Below are 23,219 nucleotides of genomic sequence, written 5' to 3' on the forward strand. Positions count from 1 at the left end.
AGACTTTCATTAAATTTTAGAGAGACAAATGTAATCTGGTCACCTAGGATATGAAAAAAGCGTTCACCATAAAAAATCCCACACTCGGCAAAGTATAAAACGACACTCATGCCCGTTACGACCTATCTCATTAAAATTCCGGGGCTTGTTCGCCCTGATACTTATCGCAGTCGCCTGATGTCGGTGTTTGCGGGCACGTTCATTGCCGTTGTTCCGGTGGTAGCGGAGGAAAGCAACGACCAAATCTTCCAGCTGGCAGCGTTTGGTGATTCACCGGAAGCCTTTGAAATGGATTCCAGAATTCCAGAGGTGCTGACCACAACCCGCCTCAGGCAACCGAAGTCACGTGTGCCCGGCACGACCACCATCATCACCGGCGAAATGATCCGGGATCTCGGCATCATGAACCTGGTGGAGGTGTTTCGCCTGGTCCCCGGCATGACCGTCGCGGAGGTCGGCAGCAACAACCCGGTGACCAGTTACCACGGTACTGTACATTATGAGCAGCGCCGATTGCAGGTTCAGGTCGATGGCCGTACGTCATACCGCCCTAACCTGTCCGACATGGACTGGAATACCATGCCGGTTCCCCTGGAGCTGATAGAACGAATCGAGGTCAGCCGCGGCCCAAACAGCGCCGCGTATGGCATCAATGCCTTCCTCGGAACCATCAATATCATCACCCGCGCGCCCGAGGATACGGCCGGCGTTGAAACCCGCGCCATTACCGGTTCCAGAGGCTATAAACGGGTGTTTGGTTCCGCCGGCAACGTCTCAGGTGACTATAACTGGCGACTGGCCTACGAGAAACGCAAATCTGACGGTTTTGACGAGCAAGTAGACGACGACATCTACTACCCTTTCCATGATGGCTATGACATCAACACCTTTAACTACGACAGCAGTTTGTTCCTGAACAGCCAATACAGTTTGGACCTGCGCGGCGGTGTGGTGGATGGCGTCAATGAGGAGGACCAGATCAAGAACGGTAAGCTCGGCGCCGATGACCATCCTGACATCATCGTCGACGACTACTATCTACAAACCCGCCTGAACGTGACGACCTCCGAAAACCATTTCTATCATGTTCAGGCCAGCTTCCAGAACTATGATCGGCGGCAGCGCTGGAGCATATGCATTCCCGGGGATACCTTTAACAATATTCTTCAGGGAAACAGCTTTGATCTCGAACCCTGCACTGCCAACGAAGTAGACCCTTTCAGGGCAAATTTGAATGAAGACATTGAGGAATCCCGCCTGGAGTTCGAAATCCAGGATACCCTGTTGTTCAACCGGGATCTGAAGTTGGTATCGGGTCTTGGTTATCGTAAGGATACCTATCGATCAGAGACCTATTTCAATGGCCGCGGTAACAACTACCAGTCACAGGTTTTTGCGAACCTTGAGTACTCGCCTTTACGTTGGCTCACCCTGAACGCCGGCGGCAACTGGGAAAAAACCACCACCACGGACGAAGGCTACTTTTCACCCAGGGTGGCGGCCAACTTCATCCTGGCCAACAACCACACGCTCCGATTTGTCTACTCCGAGGCAGTACGCACACCGGATGCGTTCGAACAGAATCCGGACTGGTCCTATCGTCCCAGGAATGTTCAGCCACCGTACACGTTTCTTGAAGGGCAACGATTCCTGGTCGCGAATCTGGTCGACCCCGCCACGTCGACGTATGGTAAAACACTTGAAGAAGAGCACATAATCTCCCGGGAAATAAGCTATTTTGGCCAGTACTATCTGGACAGTTCCACCTTGTCACTGGAAGTTCGCTATTTCAACGACAAGCTTCGGGACATGATCAGCGGTATCATCAATGAAGAAGACTGGACCATCGACAACAATGTCGCACTCGATCAGAAAGGCTTTGAAGTAGAGGCGTCACTGGACTTTCCCGATACAAAACTGAGGATGAGCTATGCTTATCTGGATCAGGACGGCCGCTATACCGGCGCCAATGATCGTGATGCCGGTGACAAACAATATGCCATTGACCTGTTGGGGCGTTTGTCAGTCAGGCATTCAGGAAGTTTTGCGTGGATACAGGATCTGCCTTTCAACCTGACCTCATCGGCGGCATTCTATTTTGCGGATGAATTCCGGCGTTCACAGTTCGAACGTCTGGACCTGAGGCTGGCAAGGCACATTTTCAAAACCGGCTACAGCTATGAGTTTGCCGTTACCATGCAACACTATCTGGATAAGGACACGACGGATCTGAGTCCTGATAACATCATCAGGGATCATAACCAGTTCTTCGCTGAAGTCGGCGTAAGATTCTAAAGGCATCACACGGACGATACCCGACCCTGGACGGTATGAAACCAACGTACAACACCAAAATGGGGAAAGAATCAGGCGGCCATGCCAGTCGGCGCGCCCTGGGCGGTGCCGTACTGTTCCTGCTTTTCGTGTTGTCTGTGCCTTTTCAGCCTGTTTACGCGCAATCCTCGTCGGGTTCCCAGGTGTATCTGGCCGGTTCCGAGAACTCCGCTCTGAACCGCCGCATGATCACCCTTCTTAGGGAGGCGCTGGGCAGCACCGTCAACATTCGCTCCTTCAGCAGCGGCCAGACGTCTCAGGACAAAACCACGCCCGTTATTACGCTCGGGCCAGAAGCCTTTACTCGAGTTCGGCAAGAGAATCGTGATGTGCCTATCCTGGCTTTGCTTGTGGATCAATCGTTTATCAGTGGATATGCGGGACGCTCTGAAGGTTCGGTTTCAGGCATATTGTACAACCCCCCATTAATCAGGCAGGCCGTCGCTGGAAAGGAGATCCTGCCTCATGCCACCCGGGTGGCGATGCTTGCCCGTCCCGAGACCGTCGAACTCTACGAGTCCCTGGTTGATGAACTTCCAGCTTATGGGCTCCGGGCGCGAGTATTTGTCGTCAGTTCCGACAACGACCTGATACCAACACTCATTCACGCGCTGAACTACGGTGACTTTATTCTGGCCGCGCCGGACAGCGGTATATACAACCCCCGAACCATCAAGCACATCCTGTTGACGGCCTACCGTCGCAACCGGATTGTCATCGGCCCGAGTCAGGCTTATGTCAAAGCGGGATCGCTGGCATCCACCTATACACCTTTAACCGAGATCTCCAAACTCGCAGCAAAATACATAGAACAATACCGCAGTGATGGTCAGTTTCCCCCGCCCGCCTATCCCGATGTCTTCAGAATTGAGCTAAACGACCAGGTTGCGCGTTCCCTGAACATTCCGCTGCCCGACCGTCAGGAGATCATCAACTCTATTAGCGAGCGGTTGGCTGGGTCCGAGGAGGCGTCTGATGAGTAAGCGTATGGGCAGGCCAGTCCCCCTCACGCGGAAGCTGCTGCTATTGGGTGCCGCTCCAGCGATCGTCATGTTCATCGTATTGATGGTGTTCTTTACGTCTGCTCGGCTTGATGACGCCCGCAAGGACCTGGCTGACAGCAGTCAGATGCTGGCTGACAGCCTTGCGCCGGCGGTTGAATACGCCGTCGTTTCGGGGAACACGGCGTCCCTTGAACAGATACTGTCGCAATCGCTGCGGCGCAGCCGCGCCCAATGGATACGCGTCTCCAACGTGGTCGGCGACGAGGTTGGATTTGTCTCCACGGACGACCCGGGCAATATCAGTGCTGAGGAGACCTTCGACGTCTTCGAATCTGAGATACTGCAGCAACCGCTTGATCTGGGCGAAGATCGCCAGACCGAATGGTTCGAACCCAACTACGGGTTCGGGTCAGGAGCGCTTCGCGTCGGTACTGTTCAGGTGGGCGTCAACAAAGCCCAACTCGCAGCACGCCGGCAGGACATCCTCTGGACATCACTGGCGGTTGGGTTTTCGTTGCTGCTGTTTACGCTACTAATCGTCAAACACTCGCTGAACAGTATCGTCTCACCGATCCATGGCCTGTCCCGTCGGGTTGCAAAACTGATTAATCGGGAATACGAGGAAGTTGAGGTAGGCCTTGCCGGCGCTACCCGCGAAACCCGGGAGCTGGAGGAAAGCCTCAATGCTCTCTCCAGGCACCTGAGGAACCTTAAGGCATCCCGGGACGAGACCCTGGCCTCTTCTGAAAAAGCCCGGGAACGGGCGGAAATGGCGAATCGAGCCAAATCCGAGTTTCTTGCCACCATGAGCCATGAGTTACGGACACCGCTCAATGGTGTTCTGGGGATGATTGAACTCGTGACCGATGAGGCCCTGAGCGCTCGGCAAAAGGACTATCTCCAGACGGCGCGGCAGTCCACTGAGGACTTGCTGACGGTCATCAATGACATCCTGGACTATTCCCATATTGACCGGGGTACGCTGGAACTGGATAACCGCGAGTTTGACCTGAAAGAGCTCATCACCAACTGCACCGCCAGCTACCGTCATGTCGCCGAGCAGCAGGGTTTGGCGCTGTCCACCAAGTTTATCGGAGACTGGCCGGATCGTCTGCTTGTGCTGGGAGACTCCCCGCGCCTGCGCCAGATCCTGGCGGGCCTTATCGATAATGCCATCAAGTTCACGGGCGACGGCTTCATCAAAGTACAGGCCAGCTTTTTCTCTCTTGAGGATAACTGCCTGGTGCTCAACTGCACTGTCAGTGATTCCGGCTGCGGCATTCCTGTTGAACGAATTCACGATATCTTTAACTCATTTGAGCAGCTTGATACGGGTGATTCACGCAGTTATGGCGGAACCGGCATGGGGCTTTCGCTGGTCCAGAGGCTGGTTGAGCTGATGGGCGGTCACGTCAAAGTCGAGACCGACATTGGGAAAGGGTCGCAGTTCCGCTTCGAGCTGCCCTTTGAATTGGCAAACCGGGTCGATCATGTTGAGGCTGCGGAACAGGGCCCTGTCAAAACCGGCGGCGAGCAAGCCCGTGCTCTTGTGGTGGAGGACAACATGGTGAACCAGAGGGTCGCCACTGCCCTGCTCCGGCGGCTGGGCTTTGAGACAGACGCAGCGGCCAATGGTGAGGAGGCACTGGATCTGGTTCGAACCAATCACTCCGGCTACGACGTTATCCTGATGGATTGCCAGATGCCGGTGATGGACGGCTATGAAACCACCCGCTGCATCCGGGAATGGGAAAAGAGCAACGGCCAGGGCGGAACCCCGATTATCGCACTGACAGCGGACGCCCTTCCGGGAACCGAGACCAGCTGTCGAGAGTCGGGCATGAACGATTACCTCGCCAAGCCTGTGAGAAAAGAACACCTCAGAACGGTACTCAGCCGCTGGATACGGGTGTAACCAGCGACTTTTAGCAAGATTACGCGACGGGCTCGCGCATGGTGACGAACTCTTCGGCGGAGGTCGGATGAATACCAATCGTGCTGTCGAACTGCGCTTTGGTCGCGCCAGCTTTCAGGGCAACCGCTATCCCCTGGGTTATTTCTCCGGCATCGGGCCCAACCATATGAGCACCCAGCACCCGGTCAGTGTCAGCGTCCACCACCAGTTTCATCAGTGACCGCTCATCCCGCCCACTCAAGGTATGTTTCATCGGTTTGAACTCCGACCGGTAGATACGGAGCTTATGCCCTGCTTCCCTCGCCTCTGCTTCCGTCAGGCCGACCGTTCCGATATTGGGCTGGCAGAAGACCGCCGTAGGAATGCAGGTATAGTCCATCTCGCCCTGGCCGTCTCCGAACAGTCGGCGGGACAGTACCATGCCCTGGGCAAGCGCCACCGGCGTCAGTTGTGGGGTGCCGATAACATCGCCAAGAGCTGTAATCGAGGGCACGGCGGACTGAAAGTGATCGTCCACAACCACATGACCGGAGGCACTGAGCTGAACCCCAAGCGCCTCAAGTCCGAGGCCATCCACCAACGCACGGCGCCCGGTCGCCGCCATCACAAGACCGGTATTCAGCCGGGAGCCATCGGTCAGGTTGACGTTGTAGTGAGTGTCCTCGCTCTCGATGGATTCGATATTGACGCCAAAGCGCAGGTCCACGCCCTTTTTCCGCATTTCCTGAGCGGTAAACTCACGAACATCGTCATCGAAGCCCCGGAGGAACAGATCACCGCGATAGAGAAGTGTTGTCTCAACGCCAAGCCCGGCAAGAATACCGGCAAACTCCACCGCGATGTAGCCACCGCCCCAGACCACTGCCTGCCTCGGCAGTTGCGGCAGATAGAACATCTCGTTCGAGGTAAGAACACATTCCTTGCCTGGCACATCCGGGACCACGGGCCAACTGCCGGTGGCAATAGTGATATGCTTCGCGGTATAAGACCGCTCTCCCACTACCACCGTATGAGCATCGCTCAATGTCGCGGTGCCTTCGATAACCGTGACGCCGGCATTGGCCAGCATGCGCCCATAGATACCATTAAGACGTTCGATTTCGGCGTTTTTGTTGGCAACCAGCCTGGTCCAGTCAAAACTGACCTGATCCCCTGGCACGTTCCAGCCATAGCCCGCAGCGTCCTCGATGTCTTCACCCGCGTGAGAACCATAGACAAACAGTTTCTTCGGCACGCAGCCCACATTCACGCAGGTTCCACCGAGATAGCGCGATTCCACCACAGCCACACGAGCGCCCTTGGCAGCGGACATGCGTGCCAGCCTGACACCACCGGAACCGGCACCCACAATAATAAGATCAAAATCCTGTCTGTCAGACACAGCGTCTCCTGTCTTTTTCGACAATCTGTTCATTCAACCGGAGACCGCCGCCTGTTCGTCGGGGCGGACCTCACGGAATAGTATGTGATCCTCAAAGCTTCCCAGGCGAATGGTGCCAAGGCTCCGGAACCCTTCGGACTCGTAGAACGGAAGGTAGCGGCTGTTGCCTGTATCCAGGACAAGTCCGCTTCCCCGGGGATTTTCCGCACAGAGCTTCTCAACCGTGGATAACAGCAGTCGCCCATACCCCTTGTTCTGATAGTTCGGATTCACTCCCATCAATGGCAACTGGTGAGCCAGAGGCTGGGGTAGCATTTCCCGAATTTTCTCATGGTAATCCAGGTAACGACGGGTAGAGGCAAACCCGGCTGTCAGAACCATGCGAATGCGCCAGCTAAGCTGCTCCGCAAGGTTCAGCCGGAGCTCCGGCTCGCCAATGAAGGCAACGGCAACAAGTGTATCGTTCACCAGCACACCCACCGCATCCTGATTCAGACCAAAATAGAGATCAATCAGTTCCCGCACCGTGGCCCGCACGCGCTGCTGATAGCCAGGCCGACGATGATCAAACAGGTACTGGAACGTCGGTTCATCCCGGTACGCATGGACTAATATGGAAATCGCCTCATTTCGGGCACTTCCATCGAGTCGAACAATGACTGGCTCCTGGCTATTCTTGTTCTGTGTGCCGTCACTCATCACATGTTCTCCAGTGTCTGCCTCAAATCGTTAACGTCAGACGTACGGATACGATCCCTGGATCGTTCTGTCGGTCCATGGACGCTTGATCTATCTGAACACCGTGGCTAGTGTTCAGACGTTCCAACCAGTTGGCCACCTCGGTGAACGGTGCACCCTCGAGCCAGACGCGAATGGCGTTCTCACCACTGGGCTCGAAGCGCTGAAGCGAAAGGCCTGATTCGCTGGCACTGCGCGTCACCAGCGCCATAAGTGCTCTACCGTCTACCGGCGTATCAGAACCTGCGCCCCCCGAAGACGAGTTGGCACTGGACAGACGCTCCAATGACTGACGATTAGCCTCAAGCCACGCCAAAAGTTCAGTGGCACGCTCCCTAGACTCGACAGCTTCGTTGTGGAAACCCGTGGCAGGGCGCCAGACTCCGAAGTAGAGAATGCCGAGGAGAACGGCCACCGCAAGAACAGACAGAGCCTGCTGGTCCCTGCGAGGCAACTGGTCATACTGGGCGATGAGCTTTCCGACGGCTGGCTGCTCCTTGATCCTGTTTAACATGCCATTATCCTCCGGAAACCGTCAGGCGTCCGCGGGCGCCATTGGATTCATTTACCACCGAGCCGATCTTCGCTTCCAATCCGCGACTGGTCAGGCCGTTTCTTAGGGTGCTGAGCTTGTCATAGCTGTCTGCGCGCACATCGACCACAAGTTCCCCGCGATTCTGGCTGTAGTTCACCGAATTGAAGGTGACAGCGCGTGAATCGGGAATCTTCGAGTACTGTTCACCCGTGTACTTCATCAACGTGAGAAAACCGGCGTTTGGCCCTTCCGCCTGAAGTTGACGCAACTGCCCTTCAACAACCCGGCGCACGTTACCGGAATGGGTCCTGGTATCCCCCGGGAAGGCCTCACGATAAACCGCCATCGCCTGCTCCCGGATCTCGTCGGCTTGCTGCTGATAGTAGAAACCCATGCCCACTTCCACGCCAATCTGGATCACAAACCATACGCAGGCCACGGCAACCAGCGGCTTCCATGCGCCCAACGCACTCGATTTGCCAGTGCGGATGCTGTAGGTCCCCTGGCACAGGTTGATCGGCTGGCAAAGGTGATGATGGTGGGAATGTGCCAGCAGTTCCAGCGGCATCAGTTCCAGCGTTTCCTCGCGAACCACCAGGCGCCCTGACGATTTCAGCTCGCTCAGGTCCGCCTGCTGGTGTTCAAATTCCTGCTCAGTTCCATAAATCGTCACCGGCACCTCGGCAACGACTTCATCAGAAGGCGGAAGCGCCAGCGTCTGTGCAAACATCGCGAGATTTCGCGCATGAACACTGAGCCACTCCCCCTGATCACTGGAGAGCATGGCGGAATCGCCATCCAGGCACACCGACCAGCCGCCCTCAGTCAACGGTAGCAAGCTTGAATCCGGGTAGATCGCATCCAGCTTAAGGTGATTCCAACCACTGAACATCATCACCCATTCGGCCATTTGCCCGTGATCTATGGCCGCCACCCGAAAACCTTTCTCCGTGCGGTTACCCAGGGCCAGATGAACACTTTCGATGTCCTGGGCAACCTGCTCCTCAACCGCGTAAGGGAGCGCCTGATGAACAAATCGCGTCTGTTTGGCGGGAATGTCCGCTACGCAGAAAAGCGCCTCATCGCCGGGAATGAGCCCCACCAACAACACGTTATCGAGATCGTTCTGGGTCAGAGTCTGCTCGATGGTGTCTCGTGAATCCGCGGTTCCCCGGGCCTGGGCATCTCCACTGGCATCCACCAGCACCCAATTGTACAACTGGGCTTCCGGGTTGGCGTCGGGGTCCGCGAACGGTGGCCGTGGCCTGACGTAGAGGCGATATGACATTCTGAACAGTTTCCTTTTTCGAAACCCTCTGGGGGTTATCGGTTCTTTTTGTAACGGTTTTCCGGCTCCGGACTTCCCTATTCCCCGGAGATCGTGAACGGTTCCTTGGTTATACGATTCTTTTGCCCGGTGTCACGAGACACGGTTTGCATCTCGCCTTCCGGGCTTCGATAAACCGTGCTGACCAGGTTGGCAACCCGGTTATCGTAGGTAATCCGCGATACTACTTCAAAAAAACGGGTTTGCAGACCGAGGCCAGTGGGTTTCATCCCCCGCCCCGCAAATTCATCCAGTGCCAGGAAGTCCTGTACATTCTCGAAGCGCTCTTCCGTGCGTCTTTCCAGAATAGCGTCTGCCTGAGCCTGTGTCAGTTCCTCATGGAGAGACCTGAGCACTGGTGCCGTCGCGGTGTTGACGTTAATGCCCAACCCCGTCACCGGTAACGCCGTTACGTGTGGTCTCAGTGCCCGATAAGCTTCCTCGGTCATACCATCAATCAGGCGAAGCTCGGAAACATCAACAAAGGGTTGATTGCCGGCCCGGTAGGCCGGATCCGCAGAAAGGTACTGACCGTCCTCGGCCCCATACGCGCTGACGGTCTGGTCGTTCGGGTCGATCCAATCCACCAGCGCATCGACATTGACCGTGGTGATTTCGAGCACCTGGAGCAAACGGGCGATTCGATCACGAACAATGGGGTCGACCTGCCCGTTGGCGCTTACCAGGTCGTTGAGGTTGATCCTGCCACCGAGATCATCAATCTGAACCTCCGCCACGCCGTTGTCGTCCAGCGGGAGGATGGCGGCATTCTTTGCCCAGAATTCGTCCAGGCTGTCGACCATGAGGTTGTTCTCCTTGTCGTCCTCAAAGTCGCGCACCAGAATCTGGCGGGCAAAGGCTTCCGCACCCAGGGCCACGCTGTGCCCCTGCTGCTGGGCAAGGTAGTGGCTGGCTCGGAATACCCGCACGCTTTGCTGCTGGGTCATGCCTGTTGCCAGCATGACCACAAGCGCCATGGCGAGGAGCACCATGATCAGTGCAACGCCACTCTGGCGACCACCGTGCCTACCAATGAATGGATGCTTAGCCACCCGTCACTCCTGTCCCCGATGAGTCCTGGCCAGGGTTTGGATTCTGATCCTGATCCTGTTGTTGATCATCGTCCTGATCGTCTGCGGCATCGTTGACGCTATTCACCACACCCTGGGCAACGTCGTTGTCAAAATCAGGAAGCGTGAAGGTTCTTACCAGCTCTCCAAAACGTTCATGCTCAATGGTGACCTCAATACCCAGCGGTAAGGGAATATCGGGGCGCGTACCCGGTGTCATATTGGCCATACTCTCTTCATCAGGCCATTCATCCCGCCAGTTTCGCTGATCATCGAGAAAACGAACCGTGAACTCAGTGACGTTCGAGAGCAGAAGAAGGTCCTGGCTGTTGTCTTCCTGCCCCCTGTCGACGGTTACCCAGTACCGCCGGCGCAATTCATCCCCGGTGTATTCCCAGCCCACCCGCTGCAGACTGCTGCGGCGAGTGCCCAGTGGGTTGCGCCAGCCCTGGCGGGTGAGAATCAATGAAAACTCTTCCTCACGGCTGGTCAGAGCAGGACGGAAATCGCCGTAAATGTCACGGGCGGACCGGTTCACCACCTGGGTAATGTCCCGCTCCAGCAAGAGCATGGTGCGTTGAATATTATCAAACTGTTCCGCGACTTCGTTGACCCGGTCCCTCGACGAGACCACATTGCCCAGCACCTGCCATACCCCTAGGCCGATAACAGCGGTGATGGTAACCGCGATCAGCACTTCCATCAGGGTAAAGCCAGCTTGAGCGGAGGGACGCGACCTGTGTTGAGCAATGATCATGGGGGCCGACATCAGTTCTCACCAATAAACGCAGACAGCGTGTGGATCGGGGCGGGCTCAGGTCTGTTGCCGCGATACTGAGCCACGGTGACCTCAACACGGAGAATGGACGGGTCTTCGGTGGCAAGGACAGCAGTGGTTACCTGCCATTGATACGAGCCGTATTCGATGTCTTCCGAGTTCTCTGAAATAGAGGGCAGGTTTTCCTGAAGCCGGATTTCGTTGATGCGATTGTCCGCCACCCAGCCAGCCAGTGTTTTGTCCCGAATCCGCTCATAGCTGGAAATATACTGACTACCCACCTCAGCGGCTGCGGTGGCAATCAGGCCGAAAACCAGCAGAGCCACCAAGACCTCAATCAGTGTGAAACCGCGCTGGCCCTTCATTCTTCCTCGACCTCCTCGCTTCCGGGATGGCGCCATTCCAAGGGAGAAACGCCATCAGACGCAATGGTATGCATCCGGGAATCATCGCGGCCAACAAGGAACTCAATCTCAAAGGGCGTGGTTTCACCGCTGGAGAAAAACACCACATCCGGCCTCAGTTCATCTTCGTCAGACGCCAGGCGTGGGGTATCGCTTTCGATGTATTCAGTCGCCGTGATCCATTCCGGAAAACTCCGTGTCCGGAACATCCGCTCGGCTGGCTGTTTCCATTCGCCACTCAACTCTTCCCAGGCGACGAAACGATAGCTGTCTTCCTCGAGGATCAGGCCCAGTTCAGTATTGTTCAGTATCGCCTGCTCCGAGGCGGTCTGCATCAGCAGGTAGAGCTCGCGTACTTCATTTTCCATCTCGCGATCACGCGAGCTACCACCCATCGACATAACCGCAAGCGCCGCGAGCAGCCCAACCACCACCAGGACAACGAGTATTTCGATCAGTGTGAAGCCCGACTGTCGCGTCCTGGAGAGCACTATCAGTCCCTGACCTTCCATACGCTGATGTCGGCGTTATCACCGTCACCGCCCTCTCGGCCATCGGCACCGTACGAGTAGAGATCATAAGGGCCTTCCGTGCCTGGGTTTACATACTGGTATGGCGCACCCCAGGGATCTTCGGGAACGCTGTTCAGGTACCCTTCCGGATTCCAGTTCCGCGGCTCGGGGCTGCCACTGGGCTTGGACACCAGTGCCTCAAGGCCCTGCTGGGTTGACGGGTAATGGCTGTTATCAAGGCGGTAGAGGTCCAACGCGTTAGCGATGTTGCTCATCTGGGTTTCGGCGACGGTCACGCGGGCCTGGTCACTTCGCCCCATGATGTTGGGAGCCACAATGGCTACCAGCAAGCCCAGAATAACCATGACCACCATGATTTCGATCAGGGTAAAACCCCGTTGTGCCATTTGATGTTTCATTGTTTCGCTCTTCATCTGTCCCTATCTCTGGGTTTGGAAATGGGGTTGGCCTGCCGGTCCTGGCCTAACCAACCAGGTTGCTCATATTCAGGATCGGAAGCATGATTGCCAGCACGATAATCAACACAACCATGCCCATCAACAGCAGCATCATCGGCTCGAACAGGCCCACGATGGCGGCAATCTTGGATTGCAGGGTGTTCTCCTGCATCGTCGCAGTCCGCTCCAGCATGCTGTCCAGCTCGCCGCTGGCTTCACCGCTGGCGATCATGTGCAGCATCATCGGTGGAAAGTACCCCGTCTGGTCCAGCGAGCGATGAAGGGAACCGCCTTCACTCACCTTTCTTGCTGCATCCCGCAGCTCCTGACGCAGGTGGTCATTTGAGAGCACCTCACCGGCAATACGCATGGCTTCCACCAACGGTACACCGCTGGTGGTCAGAATGCTCAGTGTACTGGCATAGCGTGCGGTGTTGACACCGCGAACCATGCCTGAAAACAGCGGCATGTTCAGCAGGCTTTTATGGAAGCGGAGCCGGAACGAGGGTTTCTTCAATGACCACCGGAAAACAACCAGTGCCATAATGATCAGTATCAGCAGATAGATACCGTAGTTGCCCAGAAAATCAGAGACTGCCAGCATGGCGGCCGTCAGCGCCGGAAGCTCCTGCCCCTGCTTTACAAACACCTCGATGATGTCCGGCACAACATAGGTCAACAGGAACACCACAATGGCAATGGCCACAACGCTGAGAATGATTGGGTAAATGGCCGCCAACTGGATTTTCTGACGAGCCTCCTGCCGGGCCTCGGTATAGTCCGCCAGCCGGTTGAGCACCAAATCCAGGTGCCCGGCGTGTTCACCCGCAGCCACGGTAGAGCGATAGAGCCGTGGAAATGCCCGTGGGAATTCACCCAGGCTGTCCGCCAGGCTGTACCCCTCCATGACCTTGGCGCGTATGGCAATCAGCATGCTGCGAATACGAGGCTTGGAAGACTGCTGGGCGGCCGCCGAAAGCGCCTGTTCAATGGGGATGCCGGACTGGATAAGCGTCGCCAACTGACGGGTCACCAGAGCCAGGTCCGCCGTTGCCAGGCTGCCCCGGCTGCTCAGTGGGTTGCTCCGGGCCTGTTTCTCCGAGGCCGGCTCCACCGCCAGGGGCGTCAGGCCCCGTTCACGTAATTGCTGGCGAACCGCCCTTGGTGCATCGGCCTCGACAACGCCCTGTTTCTGTTTGCCGCGACTGTCGAGTGCCTTGTAATCGAATGCTGGCATGGAGTTACCTGCTCCGGTGGGTCACGCGAAGGACCTCTTCAACCGTGGTTACCCCATCCAGGATTTTCTGGACGCCATCGGCATGGATGCTCGGGCCATGAAGTCTGGCTTCGTGTTCGAGATCCAGCTCCCCTGCCCGCTTATGGATCAATGAGCTGATCTCCTCGTTGACCTCGACCACCTCGTAGATACCAATACGGCCCCGATACCCCAACTGGTTGCAGTGTTCGCAGCCCTTGGCGCGATGAATTGTCGGCGGATTGGCCGGGTCCTGCTGCAGAAATTCGCAATGCTCTTCGCTCGGTGTGTAGGGTTCACAACAGTCCTTGCAGAGCACGCGCACCAATCGCTGTGCCACGATGCCCACCAGACTGGAAGAAATCAGGAACGGCTCAATGCCCATGTCCATCAAGCGGGTAATCGCACCCACAGCGGTGTTGGTGTGGAGAGTCGACAACACCAGGTGCCCGGTCAAACTGGCCTGAACAGCGATTTCCGCCGTTTCCAGGTCACGGATTTCACCGATCATGACCACATCCGGGTCCTGACGCAGAATGGCCCGGAGCCCTCGGGCGAAGGTCATATCCACCTTGGTGTTGACCTGGGTCTGGCCGATACCGGGCAGGTTGTACTCGATCGGGTCCTCAACGGTCAGTATGTTCCGGCTACGATCGTTGATTTCCTGCAGCGACGCATACAATGTTGTGGATTTGCCGGAACCGGTGGGACCGGTTACCAGCAGGATGCCATAGGGCCGATAGATCAGCCGGCGCAGTATTTTAAGATCGCCTCCCGCCATACCAAGGGATTCCAGGCGAATGCTCCCGGCCTGCTTGTCCAGAAGACGCAATACCACCCGTTCACCGCTGGATGACGGCATGGTGGACACACGAATGTCGACTTCACGTCCGGCAACCCGCAGGGCGATACGACCATCCTGTGGCACCCGTTTCTCCGCGATGTCCAGCTTGGCCATAACCTTGATCCGCGACACCAGCAAGGGCGCCAGCGCTCGCTTGGGCTGTACCACTTCCCGCAGAACACCATCCACCCGGAAGCGAACCACAAGTCGTGTTTCGTAGGTTTCAATATGAACATCAGAGGCGCTGGTTTTGACCGCCTCGGTAAGAATGGCGTTGATAAGCCGAATGATCGGGGCGTCGTCTTCCTGCTCCAGCAGATCTTCGGTTTCGGGCACCGAATCCGCCAGCGACGCCAGGTCCATATCATCGCCAATACCTTCCACCATCTGCATGGCTTCGGCGGAATCATTCTGGTAGGCGGCGTTCAGCGCGGCGTCGAACCGGGCCGGATCAATGGGAGAAAACCTTGCACGCCCCCCGCTGATGCGGTTGGCTTCCGCCAGCGCTGAGTGACCCGCCCCGGGCCGTACCAGGATTACAGGGTCGCCATCGTCGTCACGTGTCAGAATCACACCGTTGCGTTTGGCGAACGTGAAAGGTAGACGGCCCAGCGGAGCATCCTGCGGCTGAAGTTCTGTGTCTGTGTCCACGGTCGTCCTCGTTTTGTTGCCGGGGCGGGAAGAAAAAAGTTCCGGAATCCCTTTCTATTCAATTAATTCAGAAAGGCTACCATAGGATATGGAACCGCTGAATAACTCTATACACTATACTGCCAATAAATCGTTGCAGTCTGATAACCTGTGAGCCTTTTGCCGGCCCACACCTGCTCTTTTCGGGACATTCAATGCTTTTTACCAGTTCAAGGTTACCACTGATACTCACCATCGTCGCAGGCATCGCCATGATCACTGTGACAGCGTGGCAGGGCGTTCGTTTCTGGCAGAATGAAACCAGTGCCGGCGACACCACTTCCACTGCTGACATGACAATGGCGGAAACCGACACCCGGAAGGTGCCAGAGGTAAACCTGGCCTCTTTTGCCTTGTTTGGAGAACCCGGTAAAGAGGCGCCCCAAACGGAACCCGATACTGAAAACCTGCCGGAAACCAATCTGCGGCTGTTTCTTCGCGGTGTGCTGGCCGCCTCGGGCGACTTTCCTGGTAGCGCGTTGATTGAAGACGACAAGCGAAACACCGAAGCCTATCTGGTGGGTGATGAGTTGCCTGGCAATGCGACCCTTCGTTCTGTTCGCCCCAATCGCATCATCATTGAACGCAGCGGCAAACTCGAGAACCTCTATTTTCCCGAAGATGAAGACAGAACGGGGCTCTCCATGGCTTCCACGCAAACCTCCAATGAGCAGGAGGAACCCAGTGGCACTCAAATTCGTCCAACTGGTGTGGACAGACGATCTACCTCCACCAACACAGACACCAGCGACCAACGCCGCGAGGAAATCCGGCAGCGCCTGGAACAACTTCGCGAACGCCTGAGAACCAACAACTGAGGACAGCCATGGAGACGGCCGCATCGAATCCTCGCCGCAGCGGCTCCCTGCTTTCCATGCTACTCATGGTCATCACGTTAACGGTGGCCGCCTTCGAACTCAGCGAACGGCTCATGACCTACGTGCGTTCGGAATTCGGCCAGGAGGCCCAGGACCGGCTGGAAACCTGGCAAAACCTTCACGATATGGCTTCCCGGGCAGCGGTCGACCGCCAGCTCCGGCTCGTGAATTCCTTCTTTAACCGGGTCCGGTTTGTCAGCGACATTGCCCACTGGGGCGAGGAAGACTACTGGGCGACGCCTGTTGAACTGCTGACCACCAATGGCGGCGATTGCGAGGACTTCTCCATCGCAAAATACCTCACCCTTAAATCCATGGGCGTTCCCGACGAGCAACTCCGCATCGTTTATGTCAAAGCTCTCAAGCTGAACCAGGCGCATATGGTACTGGCGTGGTATCCCGAGCCCGACGCTGATCCACTGATCCTCGACAACCTTATCAACGAGATCAAACCCGCGTCCCAGAGGCAGGACCTGGAACCGGTCTACAGTTTTAACGGTGACGGTCTGTGGCTGAACCGTTCCAGTGGTGACTCCGAACGAATCGGAGAAGCGAGAAAACTGGAGCAATGGCAGAGCCTCAATGATCGCATGGTGGACAGCCTTCGCTAGACTCACCGCTGTCGGCATAAGACACAAGACTTGTCGCCAGGCGACACTGCGTTAACAGTACCCGGCGGTACAATCTGCCCCACGAGTATTCACACGCACACACATTTACCAACAAGGAACGGCCAACATGCGACGCTGGAACGGCTGGGGAGATGACCAGTTCAATCTTGAATTACCCAAAGAGGGGCGGCGGTTTCTGGACGAGCGCATAGGAAGCGCCACTCCGTTGGCGGATGTATCTCTGGAACATGTTTGTGCCCAGGTGCCAGACAGTAGGCTGCCGCCAAATCCGGGCTGTATCGACACGGCCGAAGATCGGGTGCGTCACGCCCGCGGCCAAAGCCTCGCAGACTGGCTCGCCATGCGCAGCGGCGACTTTGGCGTATTTCCCGATGGTGTTGCCTATCCGGAGTCGTCCCTGGATGTCCAGGCCCTGCTTCAGTATGCCGAAGAGAACGATGTTGCCCTCATTCCCTATGGCGGCGGCACCAGCGTGGCCGGCCACATCAACCCCGTGGCCAGTGATCAGCCGGTGCTGACCGTTGATATGGGGCGGATGAATCGCCTGATAGACCTGGACAGGGAAAGCCAGATCGCCACCTTTGGGGCTGGCACCCCGGGACCGTTGGTGGAGTCACAGTTACGGGCGCTGGGTTATACCCTGGGGCATTTTCCGCAGTCTTTCGAACTGTCCACCATTGGCGGCTGGGTCGCCAGCCGGTCCAGCGGGCAGCAATCACTCCGCTATGGTCGTATCGAGCAGCTGTTTGCCGGGGGCCGCATCGAAACCCTGAAAGGCACGCTGGACATCCCCACGATTCCCGCCTCCAGTGCCGGCCCGGACATCCGCGAGATGATCCTGGGCTCCGAGGGTAGAATCGGCCTGATCACTGAAGTGAAAGTGCGTGTCACGCCCTTGCCGGCCCATGAAAGCTTTCATGTCATGTTCTTCCCTTCGTGGGACAAGGCTCGAACAGCGTGTCGCAAGCTGGTGCAGAACCGCACCCAGCTCTCGATGCTGCGCCTGAGCAACGCCACCGAGACCGAAACCCAGCTTGCCCTGGCGGGCCACCCCGGGATGATTGGCCTGCTTGAGTCCTATCTGGGCCTACGGGGCGCCAAAGACGGCAAATGCATGATGACGTTTGGCGTCACAGGCAGCAAACGCCAATGCCGGAATGCCCTAAAGGAAACTCGCGAACTCTGCCGCGAGTTTGGTGGAATCTACACCGGTAAAAAGCTGGGCGACAAATGGGCCGCCAAACGCTTCACCATGCCCTACCTGCGAGAAGCCCTCTGGGAACTCGGGTACGCCGTTGATACCCTGGAAACCGCCACCGACTGGGACAACGTCGACAAACTCTTAAACCAAATTGAAGAAAACCTCCGTAACCAACTGAATGAAAAGAAAGAGATGGTTCACGTTTTTACTCATCTTTCGCATTTTTATACCCAGGGCTGCAGCCTCTACACCACCTATGTGTTTCGGGTGGCCGACAGCTACGAGGAAACCCTGGCCCGCTGGAAAGCCCTGAAAACCAGCACGTCGGACATTATCGTTAACAACCGTGGCACCATTAGCCATCAACATGGCGTTGGCAAGGATCATGCGCCCTTCCTGCCCGTCGAAAAAGGCGAGCTGGGCATGCTGGCCATCGGATCTCTTTGCCAGACATTCGATCCCACCGGCTTGATGAATCCACAAACACTGGTTCAGAAGTAATGCCTCTAACGCGCGAACAGAAGCTTGACCAGCTGGCCCGTGGCGACGCCGCCTTCGATGTGGTTGTGATCGGCGGGGGCATCACCGGAGCGGGCATCGCTCGCGAAGCCGCCGGCAGCGGCTTGAGCACCTTACTGGTGGAGCAACGGGACTTCTCCTGGGGGACCTCCAGCCGTTCTTCGAAAATGATCCACGGTGGTCTGCGCTACCTCGGCAGCGGGCACTTTCGCCTGACGCGGGACGCGGTGCGGGAACGGGAGCGCATGCTGGCAGAGGTGCCGGGGCTAATCGACCCCCTGCGCTTCATAATGCCTCACTACCAGAAACAGTTCCCCGGCCCTAAGCTGTTCCAGTTGCTGCTGCGTCTGTACGACCGACTTTCAGGACAGCCATCCAGGCAGCGACTCAGCCCGGCAGACACATCGCAGTGGGTGCCGGGCCTGTCCACCAACCATCTGACTGGTGCCAGCGGCTTCACCGATGCCGTTACCGACGATGCGCGTCTGGTGCAACGCGTACTCGAAGAAGCCGAGGCCGACGGTGCTATCTGCCTGAACTATATGGAGGCGAAGGCAGTTCTCCGCAACAGTGAGACCAACGCCGTCACAGGCGTTCATCTTCTTGACACCAGCACGGATTCCCAAACGCTGGAAATGACCGTCAACACCCCACTGGTTATTAACGCCACGGGTGCCTGGGCGGACCAGCTGAAGCAGGCCGACAGTACTGACACCCGAATACGTCCCCTGAGGGGAAGCCACCTGGTTGTTCCCTATTCGCGGCTTCCGGTGTCCTGTTCGGTGTCGCTGTTTCATCCGGAGGACCATCGGCCGGTATTCGCCTTCCCATGGCAAGGCACGACGGTGCTGGGGACCACGGACCTCGACCACACAGAATCGCTGTCCCATGAGCCCGCCATCAACCGGGAGGAGCTCGACTACCTGCTGAAGATCTCCTCAAGCCTGTTCCCCAGCAGTGCCATCACCGAGCGTGACGTGATCGCAACCTGGGCGGGAGTGCGCCCTGTCGTCACCCAATCACCCGCGCTTAATCAATCAAAGGGAACGCGAAAACCCTCAAAGGAAAATCGGGAGCATGTGATCTGGTCAGACAATGGCCTGATCAGCGTCGCCGGTGGCAAGTTAACCACCTTCCGGTTGATTGCCCGGGAAGTACTCGAACGGGGGCAAATGCCGGGTTTTCATCTCAGAAACGATGCGCTGCCGGTATTTGCTTCGCCCCCAGACCTCGAACGTCCTGACGCCATCAGCCATCAGAACTGGCATCGTTTGCAGGGCTTCTACGGCCCTGCTTTGCCAGAGGTCCTGCGTGCCGGCACTCATGAAACCGTTGCCGGCACCGACACCCTGTGGGCGGAGCTGGCCTGGGCGGCCGCCAATACCGGCGTGATCCACCTGGATGACCTGATGTTGCGCCGTACCCGGCTCGGGCTGGTGCTTCCAAAAGGCGGTGAAGACCTGCTCCCGGACATACGTTGCCTGTGCAAACCCATCCTGGCCTGGGACGACACCACCTGGGAACGGGAAGAGGCACGTTATCTGGAGCTCTGGCGATCTTGCTACTCGCTTCCGGTCACATTTCCGGCCAAACCGGAGGCCACTGGATGAACACGACCAAACCGCTCATCCTGGCTATCGACAACGGAACCCAGAGCGTGCGGGCCCTGCTGTTCGACACTCGGGGCAACCTCGTCGGCAAGGGCAAACAGGAGATTGAACCCTACTTCTCCGAGCAGCCGGGCTGGGCGGAACAGCATCCAGAGTATTTTTGGGAAAACCTCGGTAAAGCGTGCCAACTGCTCTGGAAAAACACCGATGCCTTGCCGGCGCAAGTGGCCGGGGTAACGCTGACCACCCAGCGTGGCACCGTTGTAAATCTGGACGAACATGGCAAGCCACTCCGGCCAGCCATCATCTGGCTCGACCAACGTCACGCCCGGGTTGAAGGGCCTGTGCCCGGTTTATGGGGCTGGTTGTTCAAGCTGCTTCGTCTGGAACCCACCGTTGATCGCTTCCGAGAGAAAACCCAGGCCAACTGGATTGCCCAGAACCAGCCCGAAATCTGGACGGCCACCCGGCATTACCTGCTGCTGTCGGGCTACCTGAACTACCGCCTGACAGGCCAGTTCAGAGACTCCGTAGGCAGTCAGGTGGGGTATATCCCGTTCGACTACAAACGCCACCAGTGGGCCGGCCAACGTGATTTCAAGTGGCTCACCATGCCCGTTCGCCGTGAGATGTTGCCGGAGCTGGTCAAGCCCGGCGACAAGATCGGCAACCTCACCGAAGACGCGGCCCGGCACCTTGGCCTGCCGGCGCCACTGCCAGTGATTGCAGCGGCATCGGACAAGGCCTGCGAAATCCTCGGCTCCGGTGGCCTGACACCAGATGTCGGCTGCATGAGCTACGGCACTACCGCTACCATCAACACCACCAGCAAGCGTTACCTGGAACCGGTGCGCATGATGCCCCCCTATCCCTCCGCCCTGCCCGGTCATTTTTCCACCGAGGTGATGATCTACCGGGGCTTCTGGATGGTGAGCTGGTTCAAGCGCGAATTCGGTCTACGGGAACAGAAACTGGCTGAGCAAAAAGGCGTGGAGCCGGAAGTCCTGTTTGATGAACTGGTTCGGGCCGTTCCCGCCGGTTCGATGGGGTTGATGCTGCAACCCTACTGGTCACCCGGGGTTCGCCAGCCGGGGCCGGAAGCCAAGGGCTCCATTATCGGGTTTGGCGACGTCCACACCCGCTCCCACATCTACCGAGCCATACTGGAAGGCTTGGCCTACGCCCTGCGCGAAGGCAAGGAACGGATCGAGAAACGCAGCGGCGTCCCTATCCGCAGGCTGAGAGTCGCCGGGGGCGGTTCCCAGAGCGACGCCGCCATGCAACTGACCGCCGATGTTTTCGGACTTCCCGCGGAACGGCCCCACACCTACGAAACCTCCGGCCTCGGCGCCGCCATCGACGCCGCCGTTGGCCTGGGGCTTCATCCGAATTTCGAGACGGCGGTGAACGCGATGACCCGAGTGGGTGATGTCTTCCATCCGCAGGCCGACACCCAGAAACTCTACGAGCGCCTGTATCGTGAGGTGTACCTGAAGATGTATCCCCAGCTTCAGCCGCTGTACCGTAAAATTCGGGATATTACCGGGTATCCCGATTAACACAGCAAACCCAACAATCTCTTGAATTTAGCCGTCACTCCGGTAAAACTCTGGATCAGCTACAACAACAATCACCCGGTTCCACCCCCAGAGCACAAAGGCAAGCCCGATGTCGGCCTTAGACTACCTCGTACCCTATGACTTCTCGCCGCTCACCATATTGAGTTTCGTGCTCGTTCTGGCGTTCTACGGGTACGGCCTGGTCAGGATGTCAGCCGAAGACCGGCCCGGAAGCGGCCGGATACTGGTATTTGTGGTGGGCGTTATGCTTTGTTACGGCGTGATGCAAACCCGTTTCGATTACTACTCCCAGTACATGTTCTTTGTTCACCGGGGCCAGCATCTGATACTGCACCACCTGGGGCCGATCCTGATTGCCCTGTCCAATCCCCTTCCGGTGATGCGATTCCTCTACAGCCTGATCAATCCAGACATACGGCGGGCATTAACACCGCTGGGATGGGTGTACCGTTTTCTCCAGCACCCGGCGATTGCCTCATTCCTGTTTGTGGGGCTCATCTACTTCTGGCTCTGGCCCCCGATCCACTTCGACGCCATGCTCAGCCGGGATCTGTATTGGGTGATGAACTGGAGCATGCTACTGGACGGCATGCTGTTCTGGTGGTTGATCTTTGATCCACGTTCACCCGTCGTCAGCGACGCTCTGGGCTACGGCAAACGCATCCTTCTTCTGGCCCTGGTTGCCATCCCCCAGATGGTTCTGGGCGCCACCATCGTGTTCTCAAGGGGCATGGTGTACGACGTGTACGAAGTCTGCGGTCGCGCCTGGCCAATGCCGCCAGAAACGGACCAGTTGCTGGGCGGATTGCTGACCTGGATTCCCCCGGCCATGATGAGCATCCTCGGCATACTGATTATCCTTCGACGTGCCATGCGTGAAGATGGCAAGGTGTCGCCCTATAACGAAAAGCTGAAGGCCAGCCATTCATGAAAAACCGGTTCCTACCCTGCAGTCATAAAGCGATCTCTGCCATGGTACTTTTGGCGTCTCTAGTGGTGCTCGGTGGGTGCTTTGGCGACGATGAAAACTGGAATGGCAAAGACATCAGCGGCCTGATGCCGGAACTTGCCTTCGAGCTGACTGGCACCTCCGGCGACACGGTGACGGCCGAGCAAACCGACGGCAATATCCGGCTGCTGTTCTTCGGCTTCACCTCCTGCCCTGATATCTGCCCCGCCACACTCCAGAAACTGTCCAGGGCGGTAAAGGATTTGCCCACGGAGTTACGGGAGGACACGCAGATTGTCTTTGTCAGCGTGGACCCACAGCGGGACACCCCCGAACGCATCGACAGCTACGTAAGTTTTTTCAGCGACCGGGCCATCGGCCTGACCGGCGAGGAACCAGCGCTCAGGGAACTCAGTAAGCGTTACCGCACGACCTTTGGTTACGACGAGCCAGATGCGGAAGGTAACTACAACGTCTCACACAGCGGCGCCGTGTATGTGTTCGACCGCGAAGGAAAGGCCCGTCTGTTGATCCGGCCGGAGCTGAGTGTGGAGAATATCCGTATGGATCTGGTTGCGTTGGCTGAGGAAAGCTAACGCAACACC

The 23,219-nt window shown here is 57.3% G+C and carries 21 protein-coding genes; 10 read left to right on the forward strand and 11 right to left on the reverse strand.

Translation table 11 applies throughout. From position 1 onward, the window contains the following. Positions 1 to 108: 108 nt before the first annotated feature. From B2590_RS19005 to B2590_RS19015, 3 genes are read left to right on the forward strand one after another with little or no spacing between them, the layout of a single operon-like run. Positions 109 to 2,295, forward strand: coding sequence for a TonB-dependent receptor plug domain-containing protein (locus B2590_RS19005; RefSeq protein ID WP_199448643.1), 2,187 nt, complete (start codon positions 109 to 111; stop codon positions 2,293 to 2,295). Between the two features lie 35 nt (positions 2,296 to 2,330). Then, positions 2,331 to 3,317 carry an ABC transporter substrate-binding protein gene (locus tag B2590_RS19010; protein ID WP_041334900.1) on the forward strand — a complete coding sequence of 329 codons (987 nt, stop codon included), beginning with the start codon at positions 2,331 to 2,333 and terminating at the stop codon, positions 3,315 to 3,317. After that, positions 3,310 to 5,253 (forward strand): ATP-binding protein, encoded by a 1,944-nt coding sequence (locus B2590_RS19015; protein ID WP_075194815.1) that lies wholly within the window; start codon positions 3,310 to 3,312, stop codon positions 5,251 to 5,253. Before B2590_RS19010 ends, B2590_RS19015 begins: the two co-directional genes overlap by 8 nt. A gap of 19 nt (positions 5,254 to 5,272) precedes the next feature. Here the strand turns inward: B2590_RS19015 and gorA are convergent, their stop codons facing one another. The 11 genes from gorA to gspE all read right to left on the reverse strand — a co-directional run bounded on the left by gorA (position 5,273) and on the right by gspE (position 15,206). Further along, positions 5,273 to 6,667, reverse strand: a complete 1,395-nt coding sequence (gene gorA, locus B2590_RS19020; RefSeq protein ID WP_258955221.1) for a glutathione-disulfide reductase — start codon at positions 6,665 to 6,667, stop codon at positions 5,273 to 5,275. Then, positions 6,668 to 7,333, reverse strand: coding sequence for a GNAT family N-acetyltransferase (locus tag B2590_RS19025; protein ID WP_041334903.1), 666 nt, complete (start codon positions 7,331 to 7,333; stop codon positions 6,668 to 6,670). 22 nt (positions 7,334 to 7,355) lie between these two features. Continuing rightward, a complete protein-coding gene (gene gspM, locus B2590_RS19030; RefSeq protein ID WP_091643781.1) occupies positions 7,356 to 7,886 on the reverse strand; it encodes a type II secretion system protein GspM in 531 nt (176 codons plus the stop codon). 4 nt (positions 7,887 to 7,890) lie between these two features. Next, entirely contained in the window at positions 7,891 to 9,195 is a 1,305-nt protein-coding gene (gene gspL / locus B2590_RS19035) for a type II secretion system protein GspL (protein ID WP_091643784.1), read from the reverse strand. Positions 9,196 to 9,272: 77 nt separating this feature from the next. Next, positions 9,273 to 10,286 (reverse strand): type II secretion system minor pseudopilin GspK, encoded by a 1,014-nt coding sequence (gene gspK, locus B2590_RS19040; protein WP_159265640.1) that lies wholly within the window; start codon positions 10,284 to 10,286, stop codon positions 9,273 to 9,275. Then, positions 10,279 to 11,073, reverse strand: a complete 795-nt coding sequence (gspJ, locus tag B2590_RS19045) for a type II secretion system minor pseudopilin GspJ (protein ID WP_227664091.1) — start codon at positions 11,071 to 11,073, stop codon at positions 10,279 to 10,281. Before gspJ ends, gspK begins: the two co-directional genes overlap by 8 nt. After that, positions 11,073 to 11,447, reverse strand: coding sequence for a type II secretion system minor pseudopilin GspI (gspI, locus tag B2590_RS19050; RefSeq protein ID WP_036207111.1), 375 nt, complete (start codon positions 11,445 to 11,447; stop codon positions 11,073 to 11,075). The genes gspJ and gspI overlap by 1 nt, the downstream gene beginning before the upstream one ends. Beyond that, positions 11,444 to 11,998, reverse strand: coding sequence for a type II secretion system minor pseudopilin GspH (gene gspH / locus B2590_RS19055; RefSeq protein WP_052479533.1), 555 nt, complete (start codon positions 11,996 to 11,998; stop codon positions 11,444 to 11,446). Before gspH ends, gspI begins: the two co-directional genes overlap by 4 nt. After that, a complete protein-coding gene (gene gspG, locus B2590_RS19060; RefSeq protein WP_164732128.1) occupies positions 11,980 to 12,417 on the reverse strand; it encodes a type II secretion system major pseudopilin GspG in 438 nt (145 codons plus the stop codon). Before gspG ends, gspH begins: the two co-directional genes overlap by 19 nt. Positions 12,418 to 12,481: 64 nt before the next feature. Further along, positions 12,482 to 13,693 (reverse strand): type II secretion system inner membrane protein GspF, encoded by a 1,212-nt coding sequence (gene gspF / locus B2590_RS19065; RefSeq protein WP_041334911.1) that lies wholly within the window; start codon positions 13,691 to 13,693, stop codon positions 12,482 to 12,484. Between the two features lie 4 nt (positions 13,694 to 13,697). After that, positions 13,698 to 15,206, reverse strand: coding sequence for a type II secretion system ATPase GspE (gene gspE / locus B2590_RS19070; RefSeq protein WP_036207103.1), 1,509 nt, complete (start codon positions 15,204 to 15,206; stop codon positions 13,698 to 13,700). Positions 15,207 to 15,400: 194 nt separating this feature from the next. Between gspE and B2590_RS19075 the strand changes: the two genes are divergently transcribed. The 7 genes from B2590_RS19075 (at position 15,401) to B2590_RS19105 (ending at position 23,210) form a co-directional block, all read left to right on the forward strand. After that, positions 15,401 to 16,063, forward strand: coding sequence for a type II secretion system protein N (locus tag B2590_RS19075; protein WP_075194812.1), 663 nt, complete (start codon positions 15,401 to 15,403; stop codon positions 16,061 to 16,063). Between the two features lie 8 nt (positions 16,064 to 16,071). Beyond that, entirely contained in the window at positions 16,072 to 16,734 is a 663-nt protein-coding gene (locus B2590_RS19080; protein ID WP_041334914.1) for a transglutaminase-like cysteine peptidase, read from the forward strand. Between the two features lie 127 nt (positions 16,735 to 16,861). Continuing rightward, a complete protein-coding gene (locus B2590_RS19085; RefSeq protein ID WP_286810119.1) occupies positions 16,862 to 18,457 on the forward strand; it encodes an FAD-binding oxidoreductase in 1,596 nt (531 codons plus the stop codon). After that, positions 18,457 to 20,085 (forward strand): glycerol-3-phosphate dehydrogenase/oxidase, encoded by a 1,629-nt coding sequence (locus B2590_RS19090; RefSeq protein ID WP_286810120.1) that lies wholly within the window; start codon positions 18,457 to 18,459, stop codon positions 20,083 to 20,085. Before B2590_RS19085 ends, B2590_RS19090 begins: the two co-directional genes overlap by 1 nt. Beyond that, positions 20,082 to 21,644 (forward strand): FGGY-family carbohydrate kinase, encoded by a 1,563-nt coding sequence (locus B2590_RS19095; protein ID WP_286810121.1) that lies wholly within the window; start codon positions 20,082 to 20,084, stop codon positions 21,642 to 21,644. Before B2590_RS19090 ends, B2590_RS19095 begins: the two co-directional genes overlap by 4 nt. A 109-nt stretch (positions 21,645 to 21,753) precedes the next feature. Next, on the forward strand, positions 21,754 to 22,596 hold the full coding sequence (locus B2590_RS19100) for a cytochrome c oxidase assembly protein (RefSeq protein ID WP_286810122.1): 843 nt from the start codon (positions 21,754 to 21,756) through the stop codon (positions 22,594 to 22,596). After that, positions 22,593 to 23,210 carry an SCO family protein gene (locus tag B2590_RS19105; RefSeq protein ID WP_414673538.1) on the forward strand — a complete coding sequence of 206 codons (618 nt, stop codon included), beginning with the start codon at positions 22,593 to 22,595 and terminating at the stop codon, positions 23,208 to 23,210. Before B2590_RS19100 ends, B2590_RS19105 begins: the two co-directional genes overlap by 4 nt. Positions 23,211 to 23,219: the final 9 nt, after the last annotated feature.

The sequence above is a fragment of the Marinobacter sp. UBA3604 genome, from assembly GCF_002375325.1.
Taxonomy (GTDB): Bacteria; Pseudomonadota; Gammaproteobacteria; order Pseudomonadales; family Oleiphilaceae; genus Marinobacter; species Marinobacter salarius.

Excerpts from the sequence above, each read along its gene's own strand:
- B2590_RS19015 (WP_075194815.1), top strand. The coding sequence starts at position 3,310 with ATGAGTAAGCGTATGGGCAGGCCAGTCCCCCTCACGCGGAAGCTGCTG.
- gorA (WP_258955221.1), bottom strand. The coding sequence starts at position 6,667 with ATGAACAGATTGTCGAAAAAGACAGGAGACGCTGTGTCTGACAGACAG.
- gspM (WP_091643781.1), bottom strand. The coding sequence starts at position 7,886 with ATGTTAAACAGGATCAAGGAGCAGCCAGCCGTCGGAAAGCTCATCGCC.
- B2590_RS19105 (WP_414673538.1), top strand. The coding sequence starts at position 22,593 with ATGAAAAACCGGTTCCTACCCTGCAGTCATAAAGCGATCTCTGCCATG.
- B2590_RS19080 (WP_041334914.1), top strand. The coding sequence starts at position 16,072 with ATGGAGACGGCCGCATCGAATCCTCGCCGCAGCGGCTCCCTGCTTTCC.
- B2590_RS19075 (WP_075194812.1), top strand. The coding sequence starts at position 15,401 with ATGCTTTTTACCAGTTCAAGGTTACCACTGATACTCACCATCGTCGCA.
- gspL (WP_091643784.1), bottom strand. The coding sequence starts at position 9,195 with ATGTCATATCGCCTCTACGTCAGGCCACGGCCACCGTTCGCGGACCCC.
- B2590_RS19085 (WP_286810119.1), top strand. The coding sequence starts at position 16,862 with ATGCGACGCTGGAACGGCTGGGGAGATGACCAGTTCAATCTTGAATTA.
- gspG (WP_164732128.1), bottom strand. The coding sequence starts at position 12,417 with ATGAAACATCAAATGGCACAACGGGGTTTTACCCTGATCGAAATCATG.
- B2590_RS19025 (WP_041334903.1), bottom strand. The coding sequence starts at position 7,333 with ATGAGTGACGGCACACAGAACAAGAATAGCCAGGAGCCAGTCATTGTT.
- B2590_RS19010 (WP_041334900.1), top strand. The coding sequence starts at position 2,331 with ATGAAACCAACGTACAACACCAAAATGGGGAAAGAATCAGGCGGCCAT.
- B2590_RS19100 (WP_286810122.1), top strand. The coding sequence starts at position 21,754 with ATGTCGGCCTTAGACTACCTCGTACCCTATGACTTCTCGCCGCTCACC.
- B2590_RS19095 (WP_286810121.1), top strand. The coding sequence starts at position 20,082 with ATGAACACGACCAAACCGCTCATCCTGGCTATCGACAACGGAACCCAG.
- gspI (WP_036207111.1), bottom strand. The coding sequence starts at position 11,447 with ATGAAGGGCCAGCGCGGTTTCACACTGATTGAGGTCTTGGTGGCTCTG.
- gspJ (WP_227664091.1), bottom strand. The coding sequence starts at position 11,073 with ATGTCGGCCCCCATGATCATTGCTCAACACAGGTCGCGTCCCTCCGCT.
- gspH (WP_052479533.1), bottom strand. The coding sequence starts at position 11,998 with ATGGAAGGTCAGGGACTGATAGTGCTCTCCAGGACGCGACAGTCGGGC.
- B2590_RS19090 (WP_286810120.1), top strand. The coding sequence starts at position 18,457 with ATGCCTCTAACGCGCGAACAGAAGCTTGACCAGCTGGCCCGTGGCGAC.
- B2590_RS19005 (WP_199448643.1), top strand. The coding sequence starts at position 109 with ATGCCCGTTACGACCTATCTCATTAAAATTCCGGGGCTTGTTCGCCCT.
- gspF (WP_041334911.1), bottom strand. The coding sequence starts at position 13,693 with ATGCCAGCATTCGATTACAAGGCACTCGACAGTCGCGGCAAACAGAAA.